Genomic DNA, 23,999 nt, shown 5'->3' on the forward strand with positions numbered 1-23,999 from the left:
TGCGTTGTCTTTCTGTGGGGGCGGCGGCTAGTGGGCGACGGCGGCGGCGCCGTGTTCGTCGATCAGCGCGCCGGTTTCGAAGCGTTCCAGCGCGAACGGCTTGTTCAGCCTGTGCGGGGCGCCCGTGGCGATGTTGTGCGCGAAGGTCATGCCGGCTGCGGGGGTGGCCTTGAAGCCGCCGGTGCCCCAGCCGCAGTTCACGAACATGTTCTCCACCGGGGTGTTGCCCACGATGGGGGAGGCGTCCAGGGTGGTGTCCACGATGCCGCCCCAGGTCCGGAGCACGTGGGCCCGGGCAAAGATGGGGAAGAGTTCGACGGCGGCCGCCATCTGGTGCTCAATCACGTGGAAGGAGCCGCGCTGACCATAGCCGTTGTAGGAGTCAACTCCGGCGCCCATCACCAGTTCGCCCTTGTGGGCCTGGGAAACGTAGACGTGCACGTGGTTGGACATGACCACCGTGGGGTGGACGGGTTCGTGCAGTTCGGAAACCAGTGCCTGGAGCGGGTGGGACTGGATGGGGAGGCGGAAGCCGGCCATTTCGGCCAGGACCGAGCTGTGCCCGGCAGCGCAGAGGCCCACCTTTTCGGTGTTGATGGTGCCGCGGTTGGTCTTGACGCCTACTACGCGCTCGCCGTCCTTGACGAAGCCGGTGACTTCGCAGTTCTGGATGATGTCAACGCCCAACTCGTCGCACTTGCGGGCGAAGGCCCAGGCCACGTGGTCGTGCTTGGCGATGCCGGCACGGGGCTGGTACGTGGCGCCCATCACGGGGTAGCGGATGTTGTCATTGATGTTCAGGATGGGGCAGAGTTCCTTGACCTGCTGCGGGTCAAGCCATTCCGCGTCCACGCCGTTGAGCTTGTTCGCTCCCACGCGCCGCATGCTTTCGCGGACGTCGCCCAAGGTGTGGGCAAGGTTCATAACGCCGCGCTGGCTGAAGAGGAAGTCGTACTCAAGCTCCTCGGGCAGGATTTCCCAAAGCTTGAGGGCGTGCTCGTAGATGGCGGCGCTCTCGTCCCAGAGGTAGTTGGAGCGGATGATGGTGGTGTTACGGGCCATGTTGCCGCCCGCCAGCCAGCCCTTTTCCAGGACGGCGATGTTGGTCATGCCGTGATTCTTCGCCAGGAAGTAGGCAGTGGCCAGGCCGTGCCCGCCGCCGCCCACAATCACGGCGTCGTAGGAGGACTTGGGCTCCGGGTTGCGCCAGAGGAAGTCCGGGTGCTCGGGGAGCTGTTGGGTGCTCACTGGGCTGCTCCAATCATGTCTGCTTCAAATTCGTTAATGTCCTCGGCGCCGTTGCTGAGGTGGGGGTAGAGGGGGAACTTCTCCGCCAAGGCGGTCACGCGGGCGCGGAGTTCGACGGCGGTGCTGCCGCCCAGGGACGTGGTCCCGGAGGCGACGCTGCCGGCCGAAGCGATGAGCGCCGTCGCGATGATGTCCGCAACTTCTGTGAATTCCTCGGCGCCGAAGCCGCGGGTGGCGAGGGCCGGGGTGCCGATCCGGAGTCCGGAGGAGACCATCGGCGGGCGGGGGTCGAAGGGGACGGCGTTGCGGTTGACGGTGATGCCGATGCGGTGCAGGGCGTCTTCGGCCTGCTGTCCGTCCAGCTCGGAGTTGCGGAGGTCCACCAGGACCAGGTGGACGTCGGTGCCGCCGTTGACCACGGAAATTCCTGCTGCGGCAACGTCGTCGCGGAGGAGCCGTTCGGCGAGAAGCTTGGATCCCTGCAGGACGCGTTCCTGGCGTTCCTTGAATTCGGGGGTGGCAGCGAGCTTGAAGGCTACGGCTTTCGCGGCGATCACGTGCTCCAGGGGCCCGCCCTGCTGGCCGGGGAATACGGCACTGTTGATTTTTTTGCCGTACTGCTCCTTGGCGAGGATGACACCGCCGCGCGGGCCGCCGAGGGTCTTGTGCGTGGTGGTGGTGACGACGTCGGCGTACGGCACCGGGTTCGGGTGCAGGCCGGCGGCCACCAGGCCGGCGAAGTGGGCCATGTCCACCATGAGGTAGGCGCCCACGAGGTCGGCGATGCGGCGGAACTCCGCGAAATCCAGCTGGCGGGAGTAGGCGGACCAGCCGGCAACGATCAGCTTGGGCTTGTGTTCAAGGGCCAGTGCCTCCACCTCGGCCATATCGATGCGGAGGTCTAATTCGCTCACGTGGTAGGGGACCACGTTGTAGAGCTTGCCGGAGAAGTTGATCTTCATGCCGTGCGTCAGGTGTCCGCCGTGGGCCAGGCTCAGGCCCATAATGGTGTCGCCCGGGTTCAGCAGGGCGAACATGGCGGCTGCGTTGGCCTGGGCGCCGGAGTGCGGCTGGACGTTGGCGAATTCGGCGCCGAAAAGGGCCTTGACCCGGTCGATGGCGAGCTGCTCCACAACGTCAGCGTGCTCGCAGCCGCCGTAGTAGCGCTTGCCCGGGTAGCCCTCGGCGTACTTGTTCGTCAGGACCGAGCCCTGTGCCTCCATGACGGCGGACGGTGCGAAGTTCTCCGAAGCGATCATTTCCAGCGTGGACTGCTGGCGGCCCAGCTCATGCGTGATGGCCTGCTGGACCTCGGGATCGACTGCGGAAAGTCGCTCGTTCAACTGCTCAACCACGGATGCTCCTTTTGAAATACCATTTGCTTGGTAACTGATATATCAGTGTGAGGTCAATGGTATGATTGGGATCACAGCAGAGTCAATAGCTGGACCGAAAGCGGCAGGAAACTACCGTGTCCGGGTCCTGCACGTCATCGAAGAACGGAGCGGCGCCTTGAACGCACTTCTTGCTCTGACCCCTGCGGAGGAGGAAGCTCCGTCCCAGGCCGAGGCCGCGTACCGGCAGCTGCGGGACAAGCTGATCATGCTGGAGATCCGCCCGGGGGAGCCGATCAATGACGGGCAGCTGGCGGCTGAGCTTGGCTTCGGGCGGACTCCCGTGCGCGAGGCGATTAAGCGGCTTGAGGTGGATCACCTGGTGGTTTCCTATCCTCGCCGCGGAACGTTCGCCACGAATGTTGACTTCACCGAGCTGGCGGATGTCTCGGAGATCCGGGAATTGCTGGAGCCCCTGGCCGCCCGCCGTGCAGCCGCCCGGGCGAGTGAGGGCATGCGCCGGGAGCTGCTGCGGGTGGCCGATGCCATTGCGGGGATTGACCCCACGTCCGGGGAGACCCGGGACCTGATGCGTTATGACCTGATGGTGCACCGGCTGATTTACAAGGCGGCCGCGAACCCGCACCTGGAAAGCACGCTGATCCGCTACGACAACCTGGCCACGCGCATCTGGTGCGTGGTGCTGGACAAGGTTCCCTCGGTGACAGGCCACATTACAGAGCATGTGGACCTATTGAAGGCGGTAGCGGCCGGTGACGCCGACAAGGCCGGCGAGCTGGCCCTGCACCACGTCACGAGCTTCGAGGAAACCATCCGCAAGGTGCTGTAGCGCTTCCCACTGAATCCGCCTTTCCGGTTCTGGAACCGGGGCGCCCTCTCACTGCCAGAAGGAAAAACGCACGATGCCAACTGCCACCCGGAACGCGCAAGGACGCACCGCCAGGATCGGCTTCGCCCTGACCGGGGTTCTGCTCATTGCAGTTAACCTGCGGGTGTCCTTTGTCAGCGTGGGACCGGTACTCGGGAACATCAGCGGTGACCTGGGCCTGTCCAGTGCCGCAGCGGGGTTCCTGACTGGCCTTCCGCTGATTGCCTTCGCGGTCTTCTCACCCGTGGCGCCCGGATTCGCTGCCCGCCTGGGGCTCGACCGCGCGCTGTGGATGTCCCTGCTGTTCCTGGCCTCGGGCATCGTGCTCCGCTCCTTGCCTGTGCCCGGCTTCATTTGGGCCGGAACGGCGTTGATTGGCCTGGCGATAGCGTTTCTCAATGTCCTGGTCCCCTCCCTCGTCAAGCGGGACTTCCCGGCAAAGGTCAGCCGGGTCACCGGAAGCTACACCGCAACACAGGCCGCGTTCGCCGCGATGGGGGCCGCCGTCGTCGTGCCCGTGGCGCAAACGTCGCCCGCCGGTTGGCGGCTTGCCCTGGGTATCTGGGTGGGACTGGCCATCATCGCCATGGCGGTGCTCCTGCCGTGGCTGCGCCGGCACCGGTCAGGCACCGTGACCGCCACCAAGCGGGAGGTTTCCTACCGGTCGCCTTGGGCCTCGGCCCTGGGCTGGCAGGTGACGGTTTTTATGGGGTTGCAGTCGATCGCGTTTTACGTCCTGATGGCATGGCTGCCCACCATCGAACAAAGCCGCGGGGTTTCTGCCACAACTGCCGGCATCCACCTGTCCGTGTTCCTGCTCATCAGCGTGTTCGCCAGCCTTATGGCCGGCGGAATCCTTCACCGGGGTTCGGACCAGCGGCTCGTATCCTTCGCGAGCGGCGCGGCGATGTTCGTGACGTTCCTCGGGCTGGCACTTGCACCGGACCTCACGTTGCTGTGGGTCGTTCTTGGGGCCATCGGGTGTGGGAGCCTCATTGTGATCGCCCTGTCGCTGTTCAGCCTACGGACGGTGAACTATCCGCAAGCGGCGTCGCTCTCCGGCATGGCGCAGTCTGTCGGCTACGGCCTGGCCGCTGTGGGGCCGGTGATGTTCGGTGGTCTTCGCGACGTGAGCGGAGACTGGACGCTTCCGCTGCTCGTCACTGCGGGCATCATGGCGGTTCTCGCTTTCATGGGTGTGCTTGCTGGGCGTGACCGGGTGATCGGCGGGTCAGTGTGACGGCGGGGGGTTTGTTAGGGGGTGCGGGAACCCGTTCGGCGTGGGTATTTCCGGCGTCAGTTCTTTCGCGGCCGCCTGTCAGATTGGGGTCTTAGGGTGTTCGCCCCGGGCGTGTAGTAACGGCCTTCCGGACCCTATTCTGACGGTAATTGAGCGGGTTCCTGACGTCAGGTTGGGGTGTGCTCTAATCAAGCCGTTAGCTCTATCGTGTCAGGAAGCCCGCGCCAATTTTGTGCCACAACACCACCATTGAATTTGGTGTCTTGCTCTAGTTGTGTTGCTGGCGGATGAGCCCGAAGGGCACCTCCGGGTGTGCCCGGAGGATGTAGGGCCCCGGTCCGATTCGGGTAATCATGATCCCCGTTCGGTGGCCGATGGCCGCGGCTTTGACGGTCTCGACTGCGTTGTTCAGGGCGTGGTCGATTTGTGAGGCGTCGTCAACGCTGACATCGACTATTCCTGCTGATCGATAGGTCTGTGCTGTTGCGGACACTTGAGCCTCCTATGCTGGAGTGAAAGTAGCGATAACAGCTAATGAGTAGTGTCGGGGAGCTTCCCGCTGCGACCTGGGTTACGCAGTGGCTGACGAGAGCGTGATCCCGAGGCCATGACGGAAACATGGGCTGTCGGTGCCGAATCAACGTTCCGAGCGAGCCGGTCGATGCTGTCCGCGACGACGGGTGTCTCCTCATCAGGAACTGCAGCACATCCAGACCTGGTCCATCAGTTCGTCAGTTGGAGGGGACACGCATTGTTGAAAGCGTGCGCTTCCAGGCTCGATCAACGCCGAGTCGGGGCTTGGCGGCGAAGTTAGAGGGTCGGCACCAGCAACATTGTTGCAATAGCCTGCATTACACCGTCGGTTACGTCGTCGATTGGGCCAATGCCGTCCACCTGGGTGAGGATGCCGCGCTCGGCGTACTTGGCCACCACGGCTTCTGTCTGCTCGTGGTAGAGGTCCAGGCGGTGGCGGATGACGGCTTCGTTGTCGTCGCTCCGGCCCGTTTCCTTGGCCCGGCCGAGGAGGCGGTGGACCAGTTCCTCGTCGTCGGCAGTCAGCTGCAGGACGACGTCGAGCTTCTTCTCACCCTTGGCGAGGATCTCGTCGAGGTAGTCCACCTGGGCTGTGGTGCGGGGGTAGCCGTCCAGGAGGAAGCCGTTTTCGACGTCGGACTCGCTGAGGCGGTCGCGCACCATCTTGTTGGTCACGCTGTCCGGAACGAAGTCGCCGGCGTCTATGTACTTCTTGGCTTCAATGCCAAGCGGCGTCTCACCTTTTACGTTTGCACGGAAAATATCGCCGGTGGAGATCGCCACAACGCCGAGGCGCTCCGAGATCCGTTCTGTCTGCGTTCCTTTTCCGGAACCTGGAGGTCCAATAATCAGCATATTCATCATGAAAAAACCTTTCATTGTGATGAGTTCGAGTCGGTATTTCTCTTGTTCCACAGTTCCCACCGAGTGTGCGAATGGGTGTACTATTTTTGGGGTCTGCCGTCGGGGGTGATATTTCTGCTATTGGTGGTACCGGAATCGCGCTATGGCCTGCTGAATCCGCGTTCTTAGTTTCCTCCGATGGGCGCTGGTGCGTGCCGCTTGTTTGGGGCGGGATTTTCTTATTGCTTCTATTAGTGTGAAGCCTTCCATTCTTTCTGCTCCTTGATTTGCTGAGCACCCCAGGGGTTACCGCCGGCGCCACGATCGTCCGCATCGTCCGCGGCAATGGCGGCCATGGGCACTGAACACGTGTCGCCGGCGACGGCAATGGGGGCACATGCTGGGCACTTGAATGCGCAATTTCGCCAGAGTCGGTTGCCTTCGTGCGTTTTGCTTTTGGTCCATCTGTTGTTTCTTCTTTGGGTGCTGTTTGGGGCCAAGGCCACCCAGTTGCGAGATGGGTGGCCTTGGCGGCTTTATGCTCCTGCTATCTGGCGGCGGGAGGATTCTGTCGGCGGGCCTTCGGCCGGTGGGGAGACATCAGGCGTAACGACGGTAATTGCTTGTCCTAGCTGTGGAGGAAGTGTCGTTCCCTGTCGTCACTGAGATGCGTTGCGTGGGCTGGCGCCTAGCCGATAAGGCGCATTTGGCCGACTTCGGCTGCAGCGGGGTCTAGTCCGTGCTTTGTGAGGATCTCGGCGATTTCTCCGTCTGAGCGTAGCTTTTCCAGGTCTTCTTTGACTGCGGTGGCGAGGGTTTCGTTTTGCTTGGACATTGGGAAGCAAACTTGTCCGGGTTGCGTGCTGGAGGCTACCCGTTCATCAGCTTGGGGGCTCTTGACGGTCCATGTGTTCCCGCGTTCCTTGTTGACGTAGGTTCCTGACCCTAGTGAGTCGGCGGCTCCGTCGATCCGCCCGGCAGCGAGATCGTTGTACATGGCGGTGGGATCCGGGTACTCGCTCAGGTTGCCCCCGTAGATTTTTTTGAATTCCTCGTTCCAGAGGGAGCCGCTGAAGGTACCAACCTTTTTGCCTTCCAGCTCCGCGAAGCTTCCTGCTCCGGTTCTGGAGACGATGGCGATCTGGTCGTTGTAAACGGGCCCTGCCAGAGTCACCACTTTTTCCCGTTCCGCGGTGCAGTACACGTTGCCAGCGGCCAGGTCAACGCGTCCAGTTTGTGCGGCAGAGATCCTGGAGGCTGTGTCGAGCAGCTGGGTGGAGACCGTCAGACATTCCATGGCGGCTATCTTGTCGAGGATTTCACCTTCGACACCGGTCATTTTGGTGCCTTCCACCTGTGAGAAGGGCGGAAATACAGAAGTGGATGCGGTGAGAACTCCCGCGTTTACGGTTTTCAGGTCTGAGTGTGCGGGGGTGCAGTCGGCAGTGGCTGAAGTGCCAGCACCTGCTGCGCAGCCGGTGAGTACGGATGCAGCCAGGATAGTTGTTCCTGCCAGGGCAACGAGTTTACGCATTGTATGTCCTCCAGATAGTGGTCGGGTCATGTGTGGCGGGCCAGTTTGTCGGCCACACGGTCGGTGAAAATGCTTGCCGGAATGGTTATCAGGGCGTACAGAAGACCGGCGATAAGAAAGAGGTTGAAGTAGTGGAAGTTGCTGCTCGCGATGGACTTGGCTTGCGCCATCAGCTCGGGTACCGCAATCGTGAAAGCAAGCGTGGTGGCTTGGAACATGATGATGCAGAATCCCAACAGCGGGGGCAGCGCAATTCTCAAGCCTTGGGGGACCACCACGTCTCGCATGGTGTGGAAGGCGCGGAGCCCGAGTGCGTCGGCCGCTTCAATTTCTCCTGCGGGAACGCCTCGTAGGCCTCCACGGATGATTTCACTGGTGTAGGCAGCAGTAGTTAGAGACAGTGCGATTGCAGCAGACAGGAAAGCTGTCAAGGTGACGGGAAGCCCGTAGTAGACCAACTGCAGCATAACGAGCGCTGGTGTTCCGCGTCCGACTTCTACGAATACTACGGCCAGGATGCGCACGGCTTTAGCGCGGTTGAAGCTGGCGACAGCGAGCAGGAGCCCGCCGGGCAGACCCAAAGCAAAGGTCAGCAGCGCAAGGCTAATGCTCACCCCAAGCCCGTTGACGAGTTCCTGCTGGTAAGTCATGAAGTCATCCATGATGCCTGTCAACGGAGTACCTTCCTGCTGAGCCGGGTTTCGAGATGGCGCGCTCCCCAGGCGGAGGGAATTGTCAGCGCTAGGTAGTACACGCCGGCGACGAGAAATGGGACAGCTGAGCTGCTTGTACCGGCAGCAGTGTTCGCGTAGAAGGTGACTTCAAAAACGCCGATCGTTGAGGCAAGGGACGAGTCTTTGAGTAGACCTATTGCATAGGTTGCGGAAGCAGGTATGGCCGTCCGTAGCATCTGTGGAGCGATTATCCGTGCAGCTGTGTCCACTTGTGTCATTCCCAGCGCACCGCCGGCTTCGCGCTGCCCGAGGGGGACTGCTCTCAGCGATCCTCTGTAGATTTCAGCCATATGCGCTCCTGATACAAGCCCGATAGCGAGGAGGGCCGATAGCCAGGAGGTGAAGACGGAACCAAGGCTGGGATCGAACTGGGTAGGGCCGTTGTAAATAAGGAACAGCCATACGACTAGTGGCACTCCCCGGGTTATTTGGATATATGTGCCGCTTATCCACCGCACGGGTGCTAGAGGCGCGAAGCGCATGGCCACCAGTGGAATGCCGAGGAGCGCGCCGAGGCTGAAACCTAGGACAGTGAGGCCGATGGTGTTGGATATGCCCTGGGCTACGAATGTCCACACGTTCTCAGTCACTCGCGCTCCAAGACAGCGCGAAGGAATTCTCGGGTTCGCTGCTGTTGCGGGTTCGCGAATATCTGGCGCGGGTCCCCTTCTTCGAGGATCCGACCTTGGCTCATCACCACCAGATGGTCGCTGACGTTGCGGGCAAATTGCATTTCATGGGTCACCACCGCCATGGTCATGCCCTCATCTGCGAGCTCCCGCATGACTCGGAGGACTTCCAGTCCGACTTCGGGATCAAGGGCGGACGTCGGCTCGTCAAAGAGCATCACTTTAGGGTCGAGTGCCAATGCTCTTGCGATAGCTATCCGCTGCTGTTGCCCCCCGGAACAGCGCGTCGGGTACTGCTGCGCTTTATCCGCTAGTCCCACACGCTTGAGTAAGGCGTGGGCACGGTCTTCCGCTTCCTTCTTGCTCCGACCCAGGACACGCTGCTGGGGCAGAGCAATGTTCTTCAGCGCCGTCATGTGCGGAAAAAGATTGAAGGACTGGAAGACCATTCCGACCCGGGACCTAAGCTTCGCCAGCTCATTGGCACTTACCGTGTGACCGGCTTCAATAGTCACGCCGTCAACCGTGATCGTGCCTCCTGTGGGGCGCTCAAGCAAATTGATGCAGCGAAGCAATGTACTCTTGCCTGCTCCGCTGGGCCCGATGAGTGCCAGGACTTGCCCTGGATCGACAGATAGCGAGACCTGGTCGAGAACTGTGTGCTCGCCAAACCGTTTATCAACGTTATGAAGACGGATTGCGGGTGAGTCAGGTCGCTGGATGGGGTCCACTATTGCTTCGGAGATTCCATGTCCCACGTGCCCCTGCTTTCTTGGGAGGTCGGCGAGCAAGGGCCATTTAGGCAAACGCGGTGAAGAAGCGAGACGCCTTGCTCGGTGTGGTCACCGACGCCAGGGCAGAAGCTGGGACGCTCTGAAGTTTCGAGAGTGCTTCCCCAACCCACCCCATCGTCGGTTGCTATTTGAACGGTAATCTGGCTGGAGTGCAGCTGTCAACAGTCTGATCGTACAATTGTAGTCTTGCTTGTCGTGTGCGGTAAAACGATTGGCTGGGCTCCACGGGACTGAAGGAAGGACGGCTCGGCTACCCTCGCGCAAGCAACAAGCAACGCACTTGTGCATGATTCCACCGCCGTACCAGCGCCCGTCACCATCGCCCCCGTTCTCCTGGAGAAGGCTCTCGCCCCGGCCCCGAGGGCTCAATGTGGGCGAGCCGCGCTATCAGGTGGCGCTCTGTCCTTTTTCGTCCAAGAGCTCGGCCAAGTGCAGGCTGCTACGATCTGGCTCCAGCTGTTTGATCTGCATGGCACAGCTGAAGCCATCGGCGAGGACGGGGATCTCGCTTGGTGTACTGGCGAGTGCTGGAGCAAGTGCCTGTTGGGCGACTTGCATGGAGATGTCGTAGTGGTTCGCTTCGAAGCCGAAGTTGCCGGCGACACCGCAGCAACCTGTAGCTTCCTTGACGGTGGTCACCCCAAGTGCGGCCAGCGCTTTGCGCTGGACGGTTGCGCCGAATGTCGAGTACTCGTGACAGTGGGTTTGCACAGTAACTGCCCTAGGTACGGTTGGGGGTACCCAGCCGCCTTCAACCCATCCGTTAACAGCTTCAGCAAAGCTTTGAATGCGGTTTGAGACTCGTGTTGCCGCTTCAGTGTTAAGGAGCTCGGGAGCGTCTTTCCTCAGTGCCGCTGCGCAGCTTGGTTCGATGACGACAATCGGAGCATTCGTACCGTCGTCGAGCTTGGCGACGGTTTTGGCCATCATTTTTTTGGCTGTGTCGAGTTGCCCTGTGGAGATCCACGTCAATCCGCAGCAGGAGTCGCTCTCACACGAGACTGTGCGCCCGGTAGCGTTGATGACCCGGGCGGCAGCACCGGCAACTTCGGGTCGGAAGCCCTTGGTGAACGAGTCGATGAAGAGCACGGTGTCGGCGGTTTCGTTGTTCGTGAACCCAGCGAGGGCCTCGCGCAGCGACTTGCGGGACGCGAACCTGGGCATGGCGCGCTTGGTGGTGAGGCCCCCTGCCGCGGCCACGAGTTTGCCCAACGGGCTTCCCATGACGGTGTTCACGACCGGGCTGACCCGTGTGGTGATTTTTAGCCAGCGTGGGAGCCACCCTAGGGAGAAGTGCGATAAGGGGCGGATTTTTCCGTCGTAGTAGTGGGAGAAGAACTCTGACTTGTAGGTTGCCATGTCCACGCCGGCGGGGCAGTCGTTGGAACAGGCTTTACATGCCAGGCACAGGTCAAGGGCTTCGCGGACGTCCTCAGATTTCCATCCCTTGTCAATGCTTCGTGCCCCGCGGACCATGTCCTGCAGGACGCGGGAGCGGCCACGTGTTGAATCTTTTTCATCCCCGGTTGCCCTGTAGCTCGGGCACATCACACCCCCGGCATCAGACCGGCAGCGGCCAACTCCGATGCATGCCTGGACAGCATGTACCCACTTGTCGGCACCTGCAGCTGCTGCTTCGACAGGGCGAAGCTCGAAATGGGTCCGCCACTCGCGGTCCGGGACACCCTCGAGCGCGAGGTTGCTGTCGATTGGGTCTGCATGGGTGATGGTTCCGGGGTTGAGGATCCCTGGCTTGTCCCAGAGGCTGCGGTACGCCTCGAAAGCGGCAATCATCTCCGGGGAGTACATAACCGGCAGCAATTCGGATCGCGCCCGTCCGTCACCGTGTTCCCCGGACAGAGACCCCCCGTGGCTTACCACGAGCTCAGCGGCGGCCTGGGTGAACTTGCGGAACACGCTTAGGCCGTCCTGACTGCGCAGGTCGTAGGTGATGCGAATGTGCATGCAGCCAGCCCCGAAATGGCCGTACATAATTCCGCTTAGCCCGTGCTTGTATAGGAGTTCCCGGAAGTCCGAGAGGTAGGCGGCGAGGTTTTGCGGGGCCACGGCGGAGTCTTCCCAGCCGGCCTGGGATTCCCCTCCGCTGGCGGGGCGGGAGGACAGGCCAGCGCCGTCTTCCCGGACCCGCCAAAGGGTAGCCCGTTGCACGAGGTCCGGTACCGTGCGGCCGTCGATGAGGCGTCCATTGGCTTTCAGCCGTTCGAGGAGTCTTTCTGCTTCTTGGGCAACGCGGGCGGAATCTTCTCCGTCCAGGTCCACGTAGAGGAATGCCTTGCCTTGGGGAAGGCCGAGGACGGAATCGGCGCCGCGACGCAGTCGCATGGTGTCGACGATTGCTTCATCGATCCCTTCGACAGCTGCGGGAGAAAATTTCAAGATGGTCGTGATGTCTTTGGCGGCATCAACGACGTCGGCGTAGCCCAGGCAGACCAGCAGTGCGCTCGGTGCTTTGGGGACAAGCTTCATTCTGGCGCGCACGACAACGGCGCATGTGCCCTCTGTGCCGGCAAGGGCGCGGGCCACGTTCAGCCCGTTTTCCGGCAAGAGGTTGGCAAGATGATATCCGGAGACTTGGCGCTGGATACGCCCCAGCTCCAGGCGGAACGCTGAAAGATTCTTCCCAGCCAGATTTTTCAGATCCTCGCTCAGGTCGTAGGCGCGCCGGACGGAATAAGTGTCTGCTGGGTTCGTTGCCCGTAGCCCCGTGGCTGTGGCGGTGAGCTGCGCGCCGTCAGAGGTGACGACGTCGATCTCTACGATATGGTCCGAAGTCCGGCCGTAGCGGACGGAGTGATTACCACAGGCGTCATTGCCGATGGCCCCACCAATGGTGGCCCGATTTTTCGACGATGGGTCCGGGGCAAACGTAAGTTTCCCGTTGGTGGCGATTTCGGTCTGGCGGGTGAGGTGGGAGAGTATGACGCCGGCTTCGACATCCGCAGTCTTCGCGCGCTCGTTGATGTCGAGGATCCGGTTCATGTGCCGGGAGAAATCCAGCACGATGCCTGGCCCGATGGCATTGCCGGCCATGGATGTCCCGCCGCCCCTGCTGATGAGGGGCGTGCGGGTTTCCCGGCAGGCCGCGAGCGTGGCCAGAACGTCCTGGACGTTGCGTGGAAAGACTACGGCTAGGGGAGGGAGCCGGTAGTTGGACGCATCGTAGGAGTACTCAGCCAGCCGGCGGCCAGAGGTGTCCAAGGGCACATCCGCAGCCCTGAGCAGAGCCAGCGCCGGCGCAGCTTCGGACGGGGACAGGACATTTCCGGTCACGTTGTCTAGGCTCCGACTTGGGCTGGTACAGCACCCACGACAGCGGCGACTGCAGCTTCGAAGCGGGACAGGCCGGCGTCAATTTCGTCCTCGGTGACAACCAACGCGGGGATGAGGCGGACAACGTTTCCCTCGGGCCCGCAGGTAAGCGTTAGGAGCTTTTGTTCGGTGGTTGCCTGTTGCACAGCGGCGGCCGTTGCGGCATCGGGTGAACCGTCGGGGGCGGTGAATTCGATGCCCTGCATCAGGCCAAGGCCACGGACGTTGCCGATGACAGGGAAGCGGGCCTGAAGCGCCTTCAAGCCTGCCTGTAACTGGTCACCACGTACGCGGGAATTTTCCACAAGGCCTTCTTCTTCCACAACTCCGAGGGTTGCCACTCCTGCAGCGGCCGCCACGGCATTGCCGCCATAGGTACCGCCCTGGGATCCTGGCCACGCTTTGGCCATGGTTTCCGTGGAAGCTGCGATTGCTGAGATGGGGAAGCCGGACGCAATTCCCTTGGCCGTGATGATGATATCGGGCGTAGCCGTGGACTGCTGGTGGCCCCAGAATTTACCGGTGCGGCCAATGCCTGCTTGTACCTCATCAAAGATCAGCTGGATGCCGTAGCGGTCAGCCCGTTCGCGCAAGCCTTCCATGAACGCTGGGGGAGTGGGAAGGTAACCGCCGTCGCCGAGCACGGGTTCGATCAGGAAAGCCGCGGTGTCATTGGGAGCAGTCCGGGTCTTGAGCAAGTAGTCCAGTTCCTTCAATGCGAAGTCCACAGCCGTCGCTTGATCCCAGCCATAGCGGTACGCGTACGGGAATGAGGACATGTGAACGCCGGCCATTAGCGGTGCGTACCCGGCAGAGAACTTGGTGCCCGCGGTGGTAAGGGAAGCCGCCGCGACGGTACGACCGTGGAACCCTCCTTGAAACACAACAATGTTTGGCCGACCGGTGGCCATCCTGGCCAAACGGATGGCAGCCTCGACGGCCTCGGATCCTGAGTTGGCATAAAAAACAGAGTCCAGCCCCGCAGGCAGGACTTCGCCGAGCCTTTCCGTCAGCTCCAGCAGCGGCTTGTGCATCACGGTGGTGTATTGGGCGTGAATGATTTTGCCGACCTGCTCGCGGGCCGCAGCGACGACCTTCGGGTGGCAGTGCCCGGTGCTTGTCACCCCGATACCGGTCGTAAAGTCCAGGTATTCGTGACCATCAGTAGCAAAAATCCAGCTGCCGAGTGCGTGATCAACCACTACAGGAGTGGCTTGTTTGAGGATAGGGCTTAGGGAAGTCACTGGTCACCTTCTTGATGGCAGCGCGCATCATCGCGCTCAGTACGTGTTGACGTCCTACACGCCCATGGGGGGGGTGGACTACTCCTATAGTTATTGGCCGCCCGAGAAATGTCAACAATCCGACAATCAAACGGCATAAGTGTAGAATATGTGCTGCAGCTGCGCTCGAGAAAGCCTTCTCTCATTCTCCATGCCTCTACTTGGAGGGCCGAGGAAAGCAAGGTGAGGACATGCTGCACAGCCAGTACGTAAATGCAGATGCACGGGCAGCAGGGAGCCACTCATGAACAAAACGAAAACCGGCACCGAACTGGGGATAACGGGCAGCAGCCGTGTAAAGCGGGGCATGGCTGAGATGCTCAAGGGCGGCGTCATCATGGACGTCGTCAACGTCGAACAGGCCCGCATCGCCGAAGACGCCGGTGCCGTCGCTGTGATGGCGCTGGAACGCGTTCCGGCCGATATCCGCGCCCAGGGCGGCGTGTCCCGGATGTCCGATCCGGACATGATCGACAAGATCATCGACGCCGTGTCCGTGCCCGTTATGGCCAAGGCCCGGATCGGCCACTTCGTCGAGGCCCAGGTCCTGCAGTCCCTCGGCGTGGACTACATTGACGAGTCCGAGGTCCTGACCCCGGCCGACTACACCAACCACATCGACAAGTGGAACTTCACCGTTCCCTTCGTCTGCGGCGCCACCAACCTCGGTGAGGCACTGCGCCGCATCAACGAGGGCGCGGCTATGATCCGCTCCAAGGGCGAAGCCGGCACCGGGGACGTCTCCAACGCCACCACCCACATGCGCCAGATCCGCGCCGAACTGCTCAAGCTCGCAGCCCTGCCCGAGGACGAGCTGTACGTCGCGGCCAAGGAACTGCAGGCACCGTACGACCTGGTCAAGGAAGTTGCCTCCACGGGCAAGCTTCCCGTGGTCCTGTTCACCGCAGGCGGCATTGCCACCCCGGCCGACGCTGCCATGATGATGCAGCTCGGCGCCGACGGTGTGTTCGTGGGCTCGGGCATCTTCAAGTCCGGCAACCCCGCCCAGCGCGCTGCCGCCGTCGTGAAGGCCACCACCTTCTTCGACGACCCCGACGTGATCGCCAAGGCCTCCCGCGGCCTCGGCGAAGCCATGGTGGGCATCAACGTCGACGAGATCCCCCAGCCGCACCGCCTCGCCGAGCGCGGCTGGTAGGGCGTGCCACTCTTGCGGGAACCTTTCAACGCTGGTGAAGTGAGATCCCGAGAAGCGTTTTTGCTTCAGCTGGCAGAGTCGATCATGAAGTCCGAATAGTCTAGGTGCTCCGCCAAGAGCTGGTCAGCCCGCGAGCGGTCCTTGTCGCTTATGGCGCGGGCAATATCCCGGTGATCCTCCGCTCGGAAAATCTGCGTGCCGCTTTGCGCCTCGAGCGTCATTGACATGCGGGTTTCGATCATGAGAGTGGAGTGCATCTGACGAAGACGGGGGCTGTTCGCGAGGGAAACGAGCAGTGAGTGAAAAGTGATGTCACTCTCGACCAAGGCGTCCAGATCATCCTGCTTGCCCGCCAGTTCCATTTCGTCCGCTGCCTCAAGGAGCTTTTCTCCAGCCTCCGCAGGGCTGCCGCGCTCGATAATAAGTTCGGCAGCATAACGCTCCAACGCAGTCCGTCCTATATAGACGTCCCTGACGTCCTCCGGCGTCAGCTCCACAACAAAGACGCCCTTATTGCGGATGCTGACCAGCAATCCCTGCTGTGTCAGGCGCTGGACCGCTTCTCGGAAGGGGCCACGGCTGACCCCGAAATCCTGACTTAGCTCAACCTCATTCAGTCGTTCCCCGGGCGCAAGCTGGCCCTGTCCAATCAGCCTTCTCAACTGGCGGGCAATGAGGGTGGGAGTGCTTTCCTGCACGACCATCTGGACTCGGTTTTCGCTCACATTGGACTCCTATGGGTCGACGATTGAATACTGTTTACAATTCTACGGGAAGAGGTCCTCTCGCGAGGCATGCCGCTCCCGCCAATCCTGCTTCGGGGTGTGAGCCCTGGCGACACCAGAAAAGCCCGCGTGGCTGTGATTGGCCCTCAGTCTTGACTTTGTATGTTTGCAGACTGCAAACTGTCTACAACATGATTGCGGTCACACTGCGAAGGGAACGTTGAGATGATCAACAAAGTGAAGGTGCAGACTTCGGCAAGTCCGATTCCGATTATCAGGGACGAGTTGTATGTGCTGGGCGGGACCGTCGAGCATGAAGGCTTTATCAGTTGGGTTCCTGCCGACGCTGACGGTTCTGAGCCCCTGAACGCCTATGTCTTCGTTGACGGGGATCACGGTCTGGTCATCGATACCAGCTTGCCGGTTATGGGGGAAACGATCGTCACCCAGCTCAAGACCCTCGGTTTGAAAAGACTCACGATCGTGATGACCCGGCCCCCTGAGTTCGACAGTATCGGGAATGCCGAGACGCTGGTCCGGAATTTCGAAGTGGATCGGGTCTACAGCGAACTGATGTTTCCCGCCGATGAATGGGTACAGTTCCGTAGCGACGAGGAACTGCCAAAATTTGAGCCGGGTGTGTACCGGAAAAACACTGACGTGGATTTCGTTGAGGGCCGGACCTTCAACGTTATCGATGCACGGCTGAAGTTGCTCGCCTGCGCGTGGCTTTTTGATGAAAAGACGGGCACCCTGTTCACATCAGATGCGTTCACCCACGTGCTCTCCAGGGAACCCGGTGAGCAGACGGTTACCGAAGCCTTCGACGTCACCCGCCAGGAAGACGTGACGCGGCATCTGGGCACCAAATACGAGTGGCTCAAAGGCTCCTACACCGAACCACTCCGTAAATTCCTCAAAGAAGTCTTTTCCACGTACGACGTGCAGACAATCGCACCCATCACGGGCTGCGCCATCATCGGGCGGGAACTGGTCGCCGGCCACGTCGCCATGATGGATGAGGCACTTCAGCAGCTCGCAGAACAGGAGAGCCAAGCATGAGCAACAACCATTTGCTATACCGCCAGGACGTCACTGATCCCTGGAACACTGCAGGTAGGCTTCTTCCCCGGGAAATGGCACCACGAGTGTACTGGCTGGGTGACTGCATGCTCTGGCCTGGCAAGGAGCGGCTTGAGCACTCATACACCGCGACGTATCTTGTCGCCGGCACCGAGGCCAGCCTCCTTGTCGACACAGGTCACCCAAAGGACTGGCCGGTCGTCCGCCAGCAACTCGACACCTTGTTCAATGAACGAGGCGTTCCGCCTCTTAAATGGGTCTTCCCGACCCATTGCGAGGTCACGCACTCAGGCAATCTGACGCGGCTGCTCAACCACTACCCGGACGCTCAGGCTATCGGCGATATGCGTGATCAGCAGCTTATGCACCCTGATCACACCGACCGCATGGTCCATGTGCAGGAAGGGCACACCGTTGATCTGGGGGGCCGCCGGTTCACCATGGTCGAGGCCGTCCTTGAAGATCTTCGCAACTCCCTGTGGGGATACGACGAGCAGGAGCAGGTACTCTTCACCGCTGACGGGATGGGGTTCGGTCACTACCACGGCGAGGAACACTGCGCGAAGTTCTGCGAAGAGATCGAACACCTCCCGATCGCTGAACTGAGCGGGCAGTTCCTGGAATACGCACTGTACTGGTCCCGGCTCAAGAGCGTTGAACCGAAGATTGCACGACTCAGGCGGTTTATCACCGAGGAATACCCCACACGCCTCATTGCCGGCGCGCACGGAAGCCCCATTTCCGACCCCGCATTGACGATGCCCCGGGTTGAAGAGGGCATGCGCCAGCTCTCGGAGCGATTCAAACTCTGACCCAGCCGGCGGTGGTGGTCTCCATACCCCAAGGAGCCCACACCGCTAATGCTCACAGAGAGAAAGGCAGGGATGGCATGTCACATCTGCAGTCACCACAGGTTGTAAACCCCGACACCATGCGTTCAGTCCTCGGACGCTTTGCATCGGGAGTCACCGTCGTGACCGGGCTGGTGAATGACCAGCCCCTGGGCATGACCATCCAATCCTTTTTATCGTTATCCCTTGAGCCCCCACTAGTACTCATATCGGTGGCACGCACTTCTTCCACTTGGCCGCTCCTACGGCTCCAAGGTCAATTCGCCGTAAACATCCTGGGAGAAACCCAAGCCGGAGTGGCTTCCAGCTTCGGCAGACGGCAGGGGAAAACGTTTGACGGCGTACCCTGGCGCCCGGGCCCCGCGACCGGTTCGCCCGTTCTTAAGAACGCGGTGGCCTGGATCGAGGCCGAAATTTGGCAGACGTACGACGGGGGCGACCATGAGATCGCCGTCGCCCGCGTCCTGGACCTCGGCACAGAAGACTACGAATCTTCGCCTCTGCTCTTCTACCGTTCGGGCTTTACAGCCTTGGCGCATACAGATGCTGCAGCGCGCACACGCGCCCATTGTAATAAGGATGCTTGAAATGCAGTTTCCAACCCGTCTTGTCCTGCCGGAGACATCTGTGCAGCTTTTCAATGGAGAAAATGATGACGTCTACCAATAAATTCGCTTCACCAAGTGGCGGGGATACTCCGGTGGCCGCGGGAAGCAGCGCTAAAGGCAAGCTGAAGGGGCGGATGACGACCCTGGATCTTGTTCTCACCGTGCTCGCGTGCGCCGCCCCCCTTGCCTCTGTTTCCGGTGTTTTCCCCTTCGCCATCGCTTTTGGTGGCGGCTGGGCCCCGGTCGCATTCTTCGGGGCCATGGTCATCCTGGCATTGTTCGCCACCGGAATCGCGACCATGTCAAAGCTTGTGCCGAACCCGGGCGCGTTTTACGCCTACATAACCGTTGGTATCGGCAAGTCCGCTGGCCTGGGCGGGGCCTTCCTGGCCATCTTCGCGTATTGGCTCATTACGGCCGCAAGCTATGCATTCCTCGGGTCAGCTACGCAACAACTCGTACACGGATCCTGGGGGGGCCCTGACATCCCCTGGTATGTCTATACCTTCGCGGGACTCGCCATCGTCACTGTTCTGGCCTACCACAACGTCGCTATCTCAGCGAAAGTCCTCTCCGTTGTCATGATGCTTGAGGTGCTCATCATCGTTATCTTCGATGTTGCGGTCGGAGTTCAAGCTGATAAAGGCGCTGTTTCCCTCCCAGGTCTTTTCGGTGGCGCTTTGGCGCCATCCGATTTCCCCATCGCAATCGTTTACGCCTTGCTCTGCTTCATCGGCTTCGAGTCAACGGCAATTTTCCGCGAAGAGGCGCGCAACCCGGAGAAGACCGTCCCGCGGGCCATGCTCCTGGCAGTGCTGACTATCGGCATCTTCTACGTCACCTCTTCATTCATGCTCATCCTGGCATTCGGGCCGGAAGAAGCCTTGCGTATGGCGCTCAACGAGCCTGCAACCATGTTCCCGACTGCTTTGAGTACGTTCGTCGGCCCCGTCGCCAGCGACATCATGAGCGTCCTACTCGTTACCTCAGTCTTTGCATCCCTGATCGCCCTACAAAACATGCTCGGCCGCTACATGTACTCGATGGGCAACGACGGCGTGCTGCCCAGCCAGTTGGGTGCGGCCCACCCGAAGCACGGTTCCCCTTACAAGGCCGCAATCGTAACCGGACTCATGATTGCCGCCCTCGCGTTGGTGTTCTTTGTTGACCCGAGCGACCCCATGAAGCTTTACGGGCAGATGGTTGGCGCCGGAACATGGGCCTTGATCCTGCTCATGGTTGTTGCTGCCGCCGCCGTGGTCATTTTCTTCGTTCGCACCCCGCAACCTGGCACATCTGCATTCAAGACCAAGGTTGCTCCCATCCTGAGCTTCATCGGACTCGCCCTCATCATCTACTTCACTACCGCCAACCTCAGCCTCTTCACGGGACTTGAAGGCGCACTTGCCATTGGATTCATCGTGGTGACGGTCCTGGTCTTCACAGCAGGCTGCCTCGCCGCGCAGCGATTCCGGACAAAGCGCCCAGACGTCTACGCCAGAATCGGACGCCAGCAAGGCTAATCCGCCCAAGAGCGGCGGTCGCCCTTTCGATCAAATTCAGCCCTCGTCCCCGAGGGCAAACAGCAGGAGAATCATCACATGAACCCACAGACCACATACGACTACATCATCGTCGGTGGTGGCAGTGCCGGCTGCGTTCTGGCAAACCGCCTTACAGCAGATTCCAGCAAGCGAGTGCTCGTCATCGAAGCCGGCCACCGCAGCTCCAAGCTCGACCTCCCGGTGAGGGTTCCTGCTGCGTTTATCTTCCTTTTCGGCAAGCCGTTCTATGACTGGTGCTTCAAGTCCGAGCCCGAGCCCGGACTTCACGGCCGGCGCATCGAACACTACCGCGGGAAGCTGATGGGCGGTTCAAGCTCCATCAACGGCCTCTTTTACCAGCGCGGCAATCCAATGTCATTCGACCAATGGGCACAAGCCCCTGGCATGGAGGACTGGGACTACGCACACTGCCTGCCCTACTTCAAAAAGCTAGAGGACTATCGAGGCCCGGAAAGCGACCACCGCGGGAAGGGCGGTCCGCTCCCCGTGGAGCAGGCACCGGCCAACCGTCCGATCTTCAAAGCATTGTTCGATGCAGCCAAACAGGCCGGCTACGAGGTGGTCAGCGACGTTAACGCCCATCGGCAGGAGGGCTTCGGTGCTTTCGACCGGAATATTCGTGGTGGCGAACGCTGGTCAGCGGCCAGGGCCTACGTGGATCCGGTACGCAAACGCCCGAACCTTGAAGTCATGACCAACCGTCTCGTGAGAAAGGTCGTCTTCGAAGGCAAAAAGGCCGTCGGCGTCGAAATCGGCAAGAACCGCGGCGGGGAGAGCACTATCGTCCACGGCCAGGAAGTGATCCTCTGTGGTGGTGCATTCAACTCCCCGCAGCTGCTGCAGCTGTCAGGTGTAGGCAACGCAGCCGAGCTGAGCGCGCTAAATATCCCTGTCGTCCATGACCTGCCCGGCGTCGGCGAGAACCTCCAGGACCACCTTGAAGCGTTCATGATGTACGAAGCGAAAAAGCCTGTGTCAATACAGCCATACATGCGCCCATGGCGGTTCCCGGAAATCGGATTGAAGTGGCTCTTTGGGCGAAAGGGAGTCGGAGCTTCGAACCACTTTGAGGCTGGAGGGTTCGTCCGCACCCACGAAAGGGCGCCGATGCCGAACATGATGTTCACCATGCTCCCGGTAGGCGTACGCAACGATGGAAGCCCCGCCAAAGTACCTCATGCCTACCAAATCAATATCGGCCCCCAAACGCCCACCTCCAAGGGACACGTCAAACTGAAGTCGGCAGACCCCCGCGACGCCCCAGCCCTCACCTTTAACTACCTCTCTACCGAAGAAGATCGATCCGAATGGATCGAGGGTGTCAGGACCGTGCGGGAACTCCTGTCCCAAAAGGCCTTTCTGGAGATCGATGGGGGACAGCTCTCCCCAGGACCCAACGTCCGGACGGATGAAGAAATCCTCGACTGGGTTGCCACTGACGCCGAGACGTCCTACCACCCATGCGGCAGCTGCAAGATGGGCACCGAAGACGACGCCGTCGTTGACCCCAACAGTTTCCGGGTGCACGGACTCGACGGTATCCGGGTGGTGGACGCCTCCATCATGCCCATCATCCCGAATGCCAACCTGTTCGCCCCGGTGATGATGATCGCCGAAAAGGCCGCCGATGCGATCTTGGGAAACAAGCCCCTCGCCCCGGAACACGTGCCGTACTACCGTCATGAAGGAGCCCGTTCCTCGTGAATCCGAGCGACTCTTTCGGAACAACCAACGACACGGCAAATCAAAATAGCTAGGAAATGATACCCATGACATCACAAAGTACCGTCGAAAAAATTCCTGTCCGTTTCGCCGGACTTTCCCTGGCTCACTTCATCAATGGCGAGTGGTTGACGGAAAACAACGCTGCTGAATTCCCACTGGTGGACCCGAACACCGGAGAGGAGGTCGGCAGGGCCCCCATCGCAAGCGCCAAAGTCGTCGATGACGCTGTTGCTGCTGCGACGAAAGCCTCTGCTGCCTGGCGGCTTACAACTCCCCGGGAGCGTTCAGAGTATCTCCACCGCCTCGCCGACCTTGTAGACGAAGCAGGAGACGACCTTGCCCGCTTGGAAAGCGCGAACGTGGGCAGGCCCATTTCGGACGTCCAGGAGGACATCCCTTACATTGTCGACGTCCTACGCTTTTACGCAGGTGCTGCACGTTCAACAAACGGCACCTCAGCCGGCCAGTACGAACGTGGGACAACGTCCATCGTGCTGCGACAGCCCATCGGTGTCGTCGGGCTGATCACGCCATGGAACTACCCGTTGGTGGAAGCACTCTTCAAATTGGCTCCCGCTCTCGCAGCCGGCAACACTGTCGTGCTCAAGCCCTCGGAACTGACACCGTACTCGACGGTAGCCCTCGCGGAATTGGCTGCGTCCGTTCTCCCCCCGGGCGTTCTGAACGTTGTTCTCGGTGACGGCTCCACGGGCGCCGCAATCGTTGAACACACTGGCGTCGGATTGATCTCGCTCACTGGTGACGGCAGTACCGGCAAGAAGATTGCAGCGTCTTCCGCAGCCACTCTCAAGCGCGTCCACCTCGAACTCGGCGGCAAAGCACCAGTACTGGTCTTTGACGATGCCGACATAGACCGGGCAGCTGAGCATCTCGCAGTGGGTGGATTCGTCACCACCGGCCAAAACTGCACTGCTGCGTCCCGCCTCATCGTCCACGATGCCGTTTTCGAGAAGTTTGTCGAAAAGTACACAAACCACGTCCGGCAGCTGCAGGTGGGGGAGTCATCTGACCCCCGGACACAGATGGGCCCGCTTGTCTCACAACGCCAGATGGAGCGTGTACTCGGGTTCCTTGAGCGGGCGGCCTCCACACCCGCCAAAATTGAGCTCGGAGGCTCCCGGCTGGACCGCCCCGGCTTCTTTGTAGAGCCCACTGTCATCACTGGTGTTGATCAGGGCAGCGAGCTAGTGCAACGGGAGGTCTTCGGCCCGGTCGTTACCATCCAGCGAGCCTCCTCCGAAGAGCAGATGCTGCAGTGGGCAAACCAAGTCGAGTACGGGCTGGCCGCCGGTATCTGGACCAGGGACCTTGACCGAGCTGTAGAACTGATGACCGAACTGAACTTCGGTACAGTATGGGTCAACGACCACCTCACAACCCTGCCGGAAATGCCATTCGGTGGGTTCGGTGAATCAGGTTATGGCAAGGCGCTCTCGGCCGAATCCCTCAACGATTTCTCCCAGCTAAAGCACGTCCTGGTCCGGTCAGCCCGCTAAAGGGTCTAGGCAGAAACAATTTGTTGATTCCAGGGAGGGCCAGGCCCTCCCTGGAATTGCCATAACCGTGTCGTGCTGGAGACGACATTTTCGGATACAGCGCCACCGGTTGCGGAAAGCCCCGCCGTATGAGGCTCAGTCCCCACCAGCCGGCCAGGCCCTTAATCGGTACGAAGGCTCTATGCTGCTTTCCGCGGCGGCCGCACTTGCCATAGCCAAGCCCCTGGCGCCTCCCTTGCCCCGGCTCAAGCTGGTACCGCTCAGGACAACTCACACCCCGATACTGCCGGAACTTTCGCTGCGCTTGCGGTAGCACCCCCTGCCGTGAGTCAGCTCCCTCTCCTTTCCAGAGACTTTTGCGGGTTCAGAGACGGGAG

20 protein-coding genes are annotated in these 23,999 nt (G+C 60.8%); 9 read left to right on the plus strand and 11 right to left on the minus strand.

Annotated features, from left to right (window positions below):
* Positions 1-27: 27 nt before the first annotated feature.
* Both G6R19_RS19435 and glyA read right to left on the minus strand, forming a co-directional pair.
* Positions 28-1,248, minus strand: coding sequence for a sarcosine oxidase subunit beta family protein (locus tag G6R19_RS19435; RefSeq protein ID WP_163167983.1), 1,221 nt, complete (start codon positions 1,246-1,248; stop codon positions 28-30).
* The gene (glyA, locus tag G6R19_RS19440) at positions 1,245-2,603 is read right to left on the minus strand and encodes a serine hydroxymethyltransferase (protein WP_163167984.1); all 1,359 of its coding nucleotides are present in this window, start codon (positions 2,601-2,603) and stop codon (positions 1,245-1,247) included. The genes G6R19_RS19435 and glyA overlap by 4 nt, the downstream gene beginning before the upstream one ends.
* A gap of 157 nt (positions 2,604-2,760) precedes the next feature.
* Here glyA and G6R19_RS19445 point away from each other — a divergent pair, with 157 nt between their 5' ends.
* Together G6R19_RS19445 and G6R19_RS19450 are read left to right on the plus strand one after the other, a co-directional pair.
* Positions 2,761-3,432, plus strand: a complete 672-nt coding sequence (locus G6R19_RS19445; RefSeq protein ID WP_163168011.1) for a GntR family transcriptional regulator — start codon at positions 2,761-2,763, stop codon at positions 3,430-3,432.
* Positions 3,433-3,505: 73 nt separating this feature from the next.
* Positions 3,506-4,711: an MFS transporter gene (locus tag G6R19_RS19450; protein WP_163167985.1), complete on the plus strand. Its 1,206-nt coding sequence runs from the start codon at positions 3,506-3,508 to the stop codon at positions 4,709-4,711.
* 268 nt (positions 4,712-4,979) lie between these two features.
* Here G6R19_RS19450 and G6R19_RS19455 read toward each other — a convergent pair whose 3' ends face one another.
* The 8 genes from G6R19_RS19455 to G6R19_RS19490 all read right to left on the minus strand — a co-directional run bounded on the left by G6R19_RS19455 (position 4,980) and on the right by G6R19_RS19490 (position 14,353).
* Positions 4,980-5,204, minus strand: a complete 225-nt coding sequence (locus G6R19_RS19455; protein ID WP_163167986.1) for a hypothetical protein — start codon at positions 5,202-5,204, stop codon at positions 4,980-4,982.
* 317 nt (positions 5,205-5,521) lie between these two features.
* On the minus strand, positions 5,522-6,100 hold the full coding sequence (locus G6R19_RS19460) for an adenylate kinase (protein ID WP_205484655.1): 579 nt from the start codon (positions 6,098-6,100) through the stop codon (positions 5,522-5,524).
* 676 nt (positions 6,101-6,776) lie between these two features.
* Positions 6,777-7,622: a transporter substrate-binding domain-containing protein gene (locus G6R19_RS19465; RefSeq protein WP_163167988.1), complete on the minus strand. Its 846-nt coding sequence runs from the start codon at positions 7,620-7,622 to the stop codon at positions 6,777-6,779.
* 26 nt (positions 7,623-7,648) lie between these two features.
* Positions 7,649-8,272 (minus strand): amino acid ABC transporter permease, encoded by a 624-nt coding sequence (locus G6R19_RS19470; protein ID WP_240341975.1) that lies wholly within the window; start codon positions 8,270-8,272, stop codon positions 7,649-7,651.
* Between the two features lie 20 nt (positions 8,273-8,292).
* On the minus strand, positions 8,293-8,946 hold the full coding sequence (locus tag G6R19_RS19475; RefSeq protein WP_163167990.1) for an amino acid ABC transporter permease: 654 nt from the start codon (positions 8,944-8,946) through the stop codon (positions 8,293-8,295).
* Positions 8,943-9,716 (minus strand): amino acid ABC transporter ATP-binding protein, encoded by a 774-nt coding sequence (locus tag G6R19_RS19480; protein ID WP_275898081.1) that lies wholly within the window; start codon positions 9,714-9,716, stop codon positions 8,943-8,945. The genes G6R19_RS19475 and G6R19_RS19480 overlap by 4 nt, the downstream gene beginning before the upstream one ends.
* A gap of 450 nt (positions 9,717-10,166) precedes the next feature.
* Positions 10,167-13,070: an FAD-binding and (Fe-S)-binding domain-containing protein gene (locus G6R19_RS19485; protein WP_205484651.1), complete on the minus strand. Its 2,904-nt coding sequence runs from the start codon at positions 13,068-13,070 to the stop codon at positions 10,167-10,169.
* 5 nt (positions 13,071-13,075) lie between these two features.
* The gene (locus G6R19_RS19490) at positions 13,076-14,353 is read right to left on the minus strand and encodes an aminotransferase class III-fold pyridoxal phosphate-dependent enzyme (RefSeq protein WP_163167991.1); all 1,278 of its coding nucleotides are present in this window, start codon (positions 14,351-14,353) and stop codon (positions 13,076-13,078) included.
* A 283-nt stretch (positions 14,354-14,636) separates the two neighbouring features.
* Between G6R19_RS19490 and pdxS the strand changes: the two genes are divergently transcribed.
* Positions 14,637-15,548 carry a pyridoxal 5'-phosphate synthase lyase subunit PdxS gene (gene pdxS / locus G6R19_RS19495; protein WP_163167992.1) on the plus strand — a complete coding sequence of 304 codons (912 nt, stop codon included), beginning with the start codon at positions 14,637-14,639 and terminating at the stop codon, positions 15,546-15,548.
* A gap of 65 nt (positions 15,549-15,613) precedes the next feature.
* On the opposite strand, the gene G6R19_RS19500 is transcribed toward pdxS, so the two are convergent.
* Positions 15,614-16,273 (minus strand): GntR family transcriptional regulator, encoded by a 660-nt coding sequence (locus tag G6R19_RS19500; RefSeq protein ID WP_163167993.1) that lies wholly within the window; start codon positions 16,271-16,273, stop codon positions 15,614-15,616.
* Between the two features lie 225 nt (positions 16,274-16,498).
* Between G6R19_RS19500 and G6R19_RS19505 the strand changes: the two genes are divergently transcribed.
* The 6 genes from G6R19_RS19505 to G6R19_RS19530 all read left to right on the plus strand — a co-directional run bounded on the left by G6R19_RS19505 (position 16,499) and on the right by G6R19_RS19530 (position 23,622).
* A complete protein-coding gene (locus G6R19_RS19505) occupies positions 16,499-17,335 on the plus strand; it encodes a hypothetical protein (protein ID WP_163167994.1) in 837 nt (278 codons plus the stop codon).
* A complete protein-coding gene (locus G6R19_RS19510; RefSeq protein WP_163167995.1) occupies positions 17,332-18,168 on the plus strand; it encodes an MBL fold metallo-hydrolase in 837 nt (278 codons plus the stop codon). The genes G6R19_RS19505 and G6R19_RS19510 overlap by 4 nt, the downstream gene beginning before the upstream one ends.
* A 77-nt stretch (positions 18,169-18,245) precedes the next feature.
* Positions 18,246-18,794 carry a flavin reductase family protein gene (locus G6R19_RS19515; RefSeq protein ID WP_163167996.1) on the plus strand — a complete coding sequence of 183 codons (549 nt, stop codon included), beginning with the start codon at positions 18,246-18,248 and terminating at the stop codon, positions 18,792-18,794.
* A 155-nt stretch (positions 18,795-18,949) separates the two neighbouring features.
* Positions 18,950-20,338: an APC family permease gene (locus G6R19_RS19520; protein ID WP_163167997.1), complete on the plus strand. Its 1,389-nt coding sequence runs from the start codon at positions 18,950-18,952 to the stop codon at positions 20,336-20,338.
* A 78-nt stretch (positions 20,339-20,416) separates the two neighbouring features.
* Entirely contained in the window at positions 20,417-22,084 is a 1,668-nt protein-coding gene (locus G6R19_RS19525) for a choline dehydrogenase (RefSeq protein WP_163167998.1), read from the plus strand.
* Positions 22,085-22,149: 65 nt separating this feature from the next.
* A complete protein-coding gene (locus tag G6R19_RS19530; RefSeq protein ID WP_163167999.1) occupies positions 22,150-23,622 on the plus strand; it encodes an aldehyde dehydrogenase family protein in 1,473 nt (490 codons plus the stop codon).
* The last annotated feature ends 377 nt before the right edge of the window (positions 23,623-23,999 follow it).

This window comes from Arthrobacter sp. Alg241-R88 (assembly GCF_900537115.1).
In the GTDB taxonomy this organism is placed as follows: domain Bacteria; phylum Actinomycetota; class Actinomycetes; order Actinomycetales; family Micrococcaceae; genus Arthrobacter.

Bases quoted from the DNA above. Each gene is read 5' to 3' on its own strand.
- pdxS (WP_163167992.1), top strand. From the start codon at position 14,637: ATGAACAAAACGAAAACCGGCACCGAACTGGGGATAACGGGCAGCAGC.
- G6R19_RS19460 (WP_205484655.1), bottom strand. From the start codon at position 6,100: ATGCTGATTATTGGACCTCCAGGTTCCGGAAAAGGAACGCAGACAGAA.
- G6R19_RS19465 (WP_163167988.1), bottom strand. From the start codon at position 7,622: ATGCGTAAACTCGTTGCCCTGGCAGGAACAACTATCCTGGCTGCATCC.
- G6R19_RS19515 (WP_163167996.1), top strand. From the start codon at position 18,246: ATGTCACATCTGCAGTCACCACAGGTTGTAAACCCCGACACCATGCGT.
- G6R19_RS19525 (WP_163167998.1), top strand. From the start codon at position 20,417: ATGAACCCACAGACCACATACGACTACATCATCGTCGGTGGTGGCAGT.
- G6R19_RS19505 (WP_163167994.1), top strand. From the start codon at position 16,499: ATGATCAACAAAGTGAAGGTGCAGACTTCGGCAAGTCCGATTCCGATT.
- G6R19_RS19530 (WP_163167999.1), top strand. From the start codon at position 22,150: ATGACATCACAAAGTACCGTCGAAAAAATTCCTGTCCGTTTCGCCGGA.
- G6R19_RS19470 (WP_240341975.1), bottom strand. From the start codon at position 8,272: ATGACTTACCAGCAGGAACTCGTCAACGGGCTTGGGGTGAGCATTAGC.
- G6R19_RS19510 (WP_163167995.1), top strand. From the start codon at position 17,332: ATGAGCAACAACCATTTGCTATACCGCCAGGACGTCACTGATCCCTGG.
- G6R19_RS19520 (WP_163167997.1), top strand. From the start codon at position 18,950: ATGACGACCCTGGATCTTGTTCTCACCGTGCTCGCGTGCGCCGCCCCC.
- G6R19_RS19450 (WP_163167985.1), top strand. From the start codon at position 3,506: ATGCCAACTGCCACCCGGAACGCGCAAGGACGCACCGCCAGGATCGGC.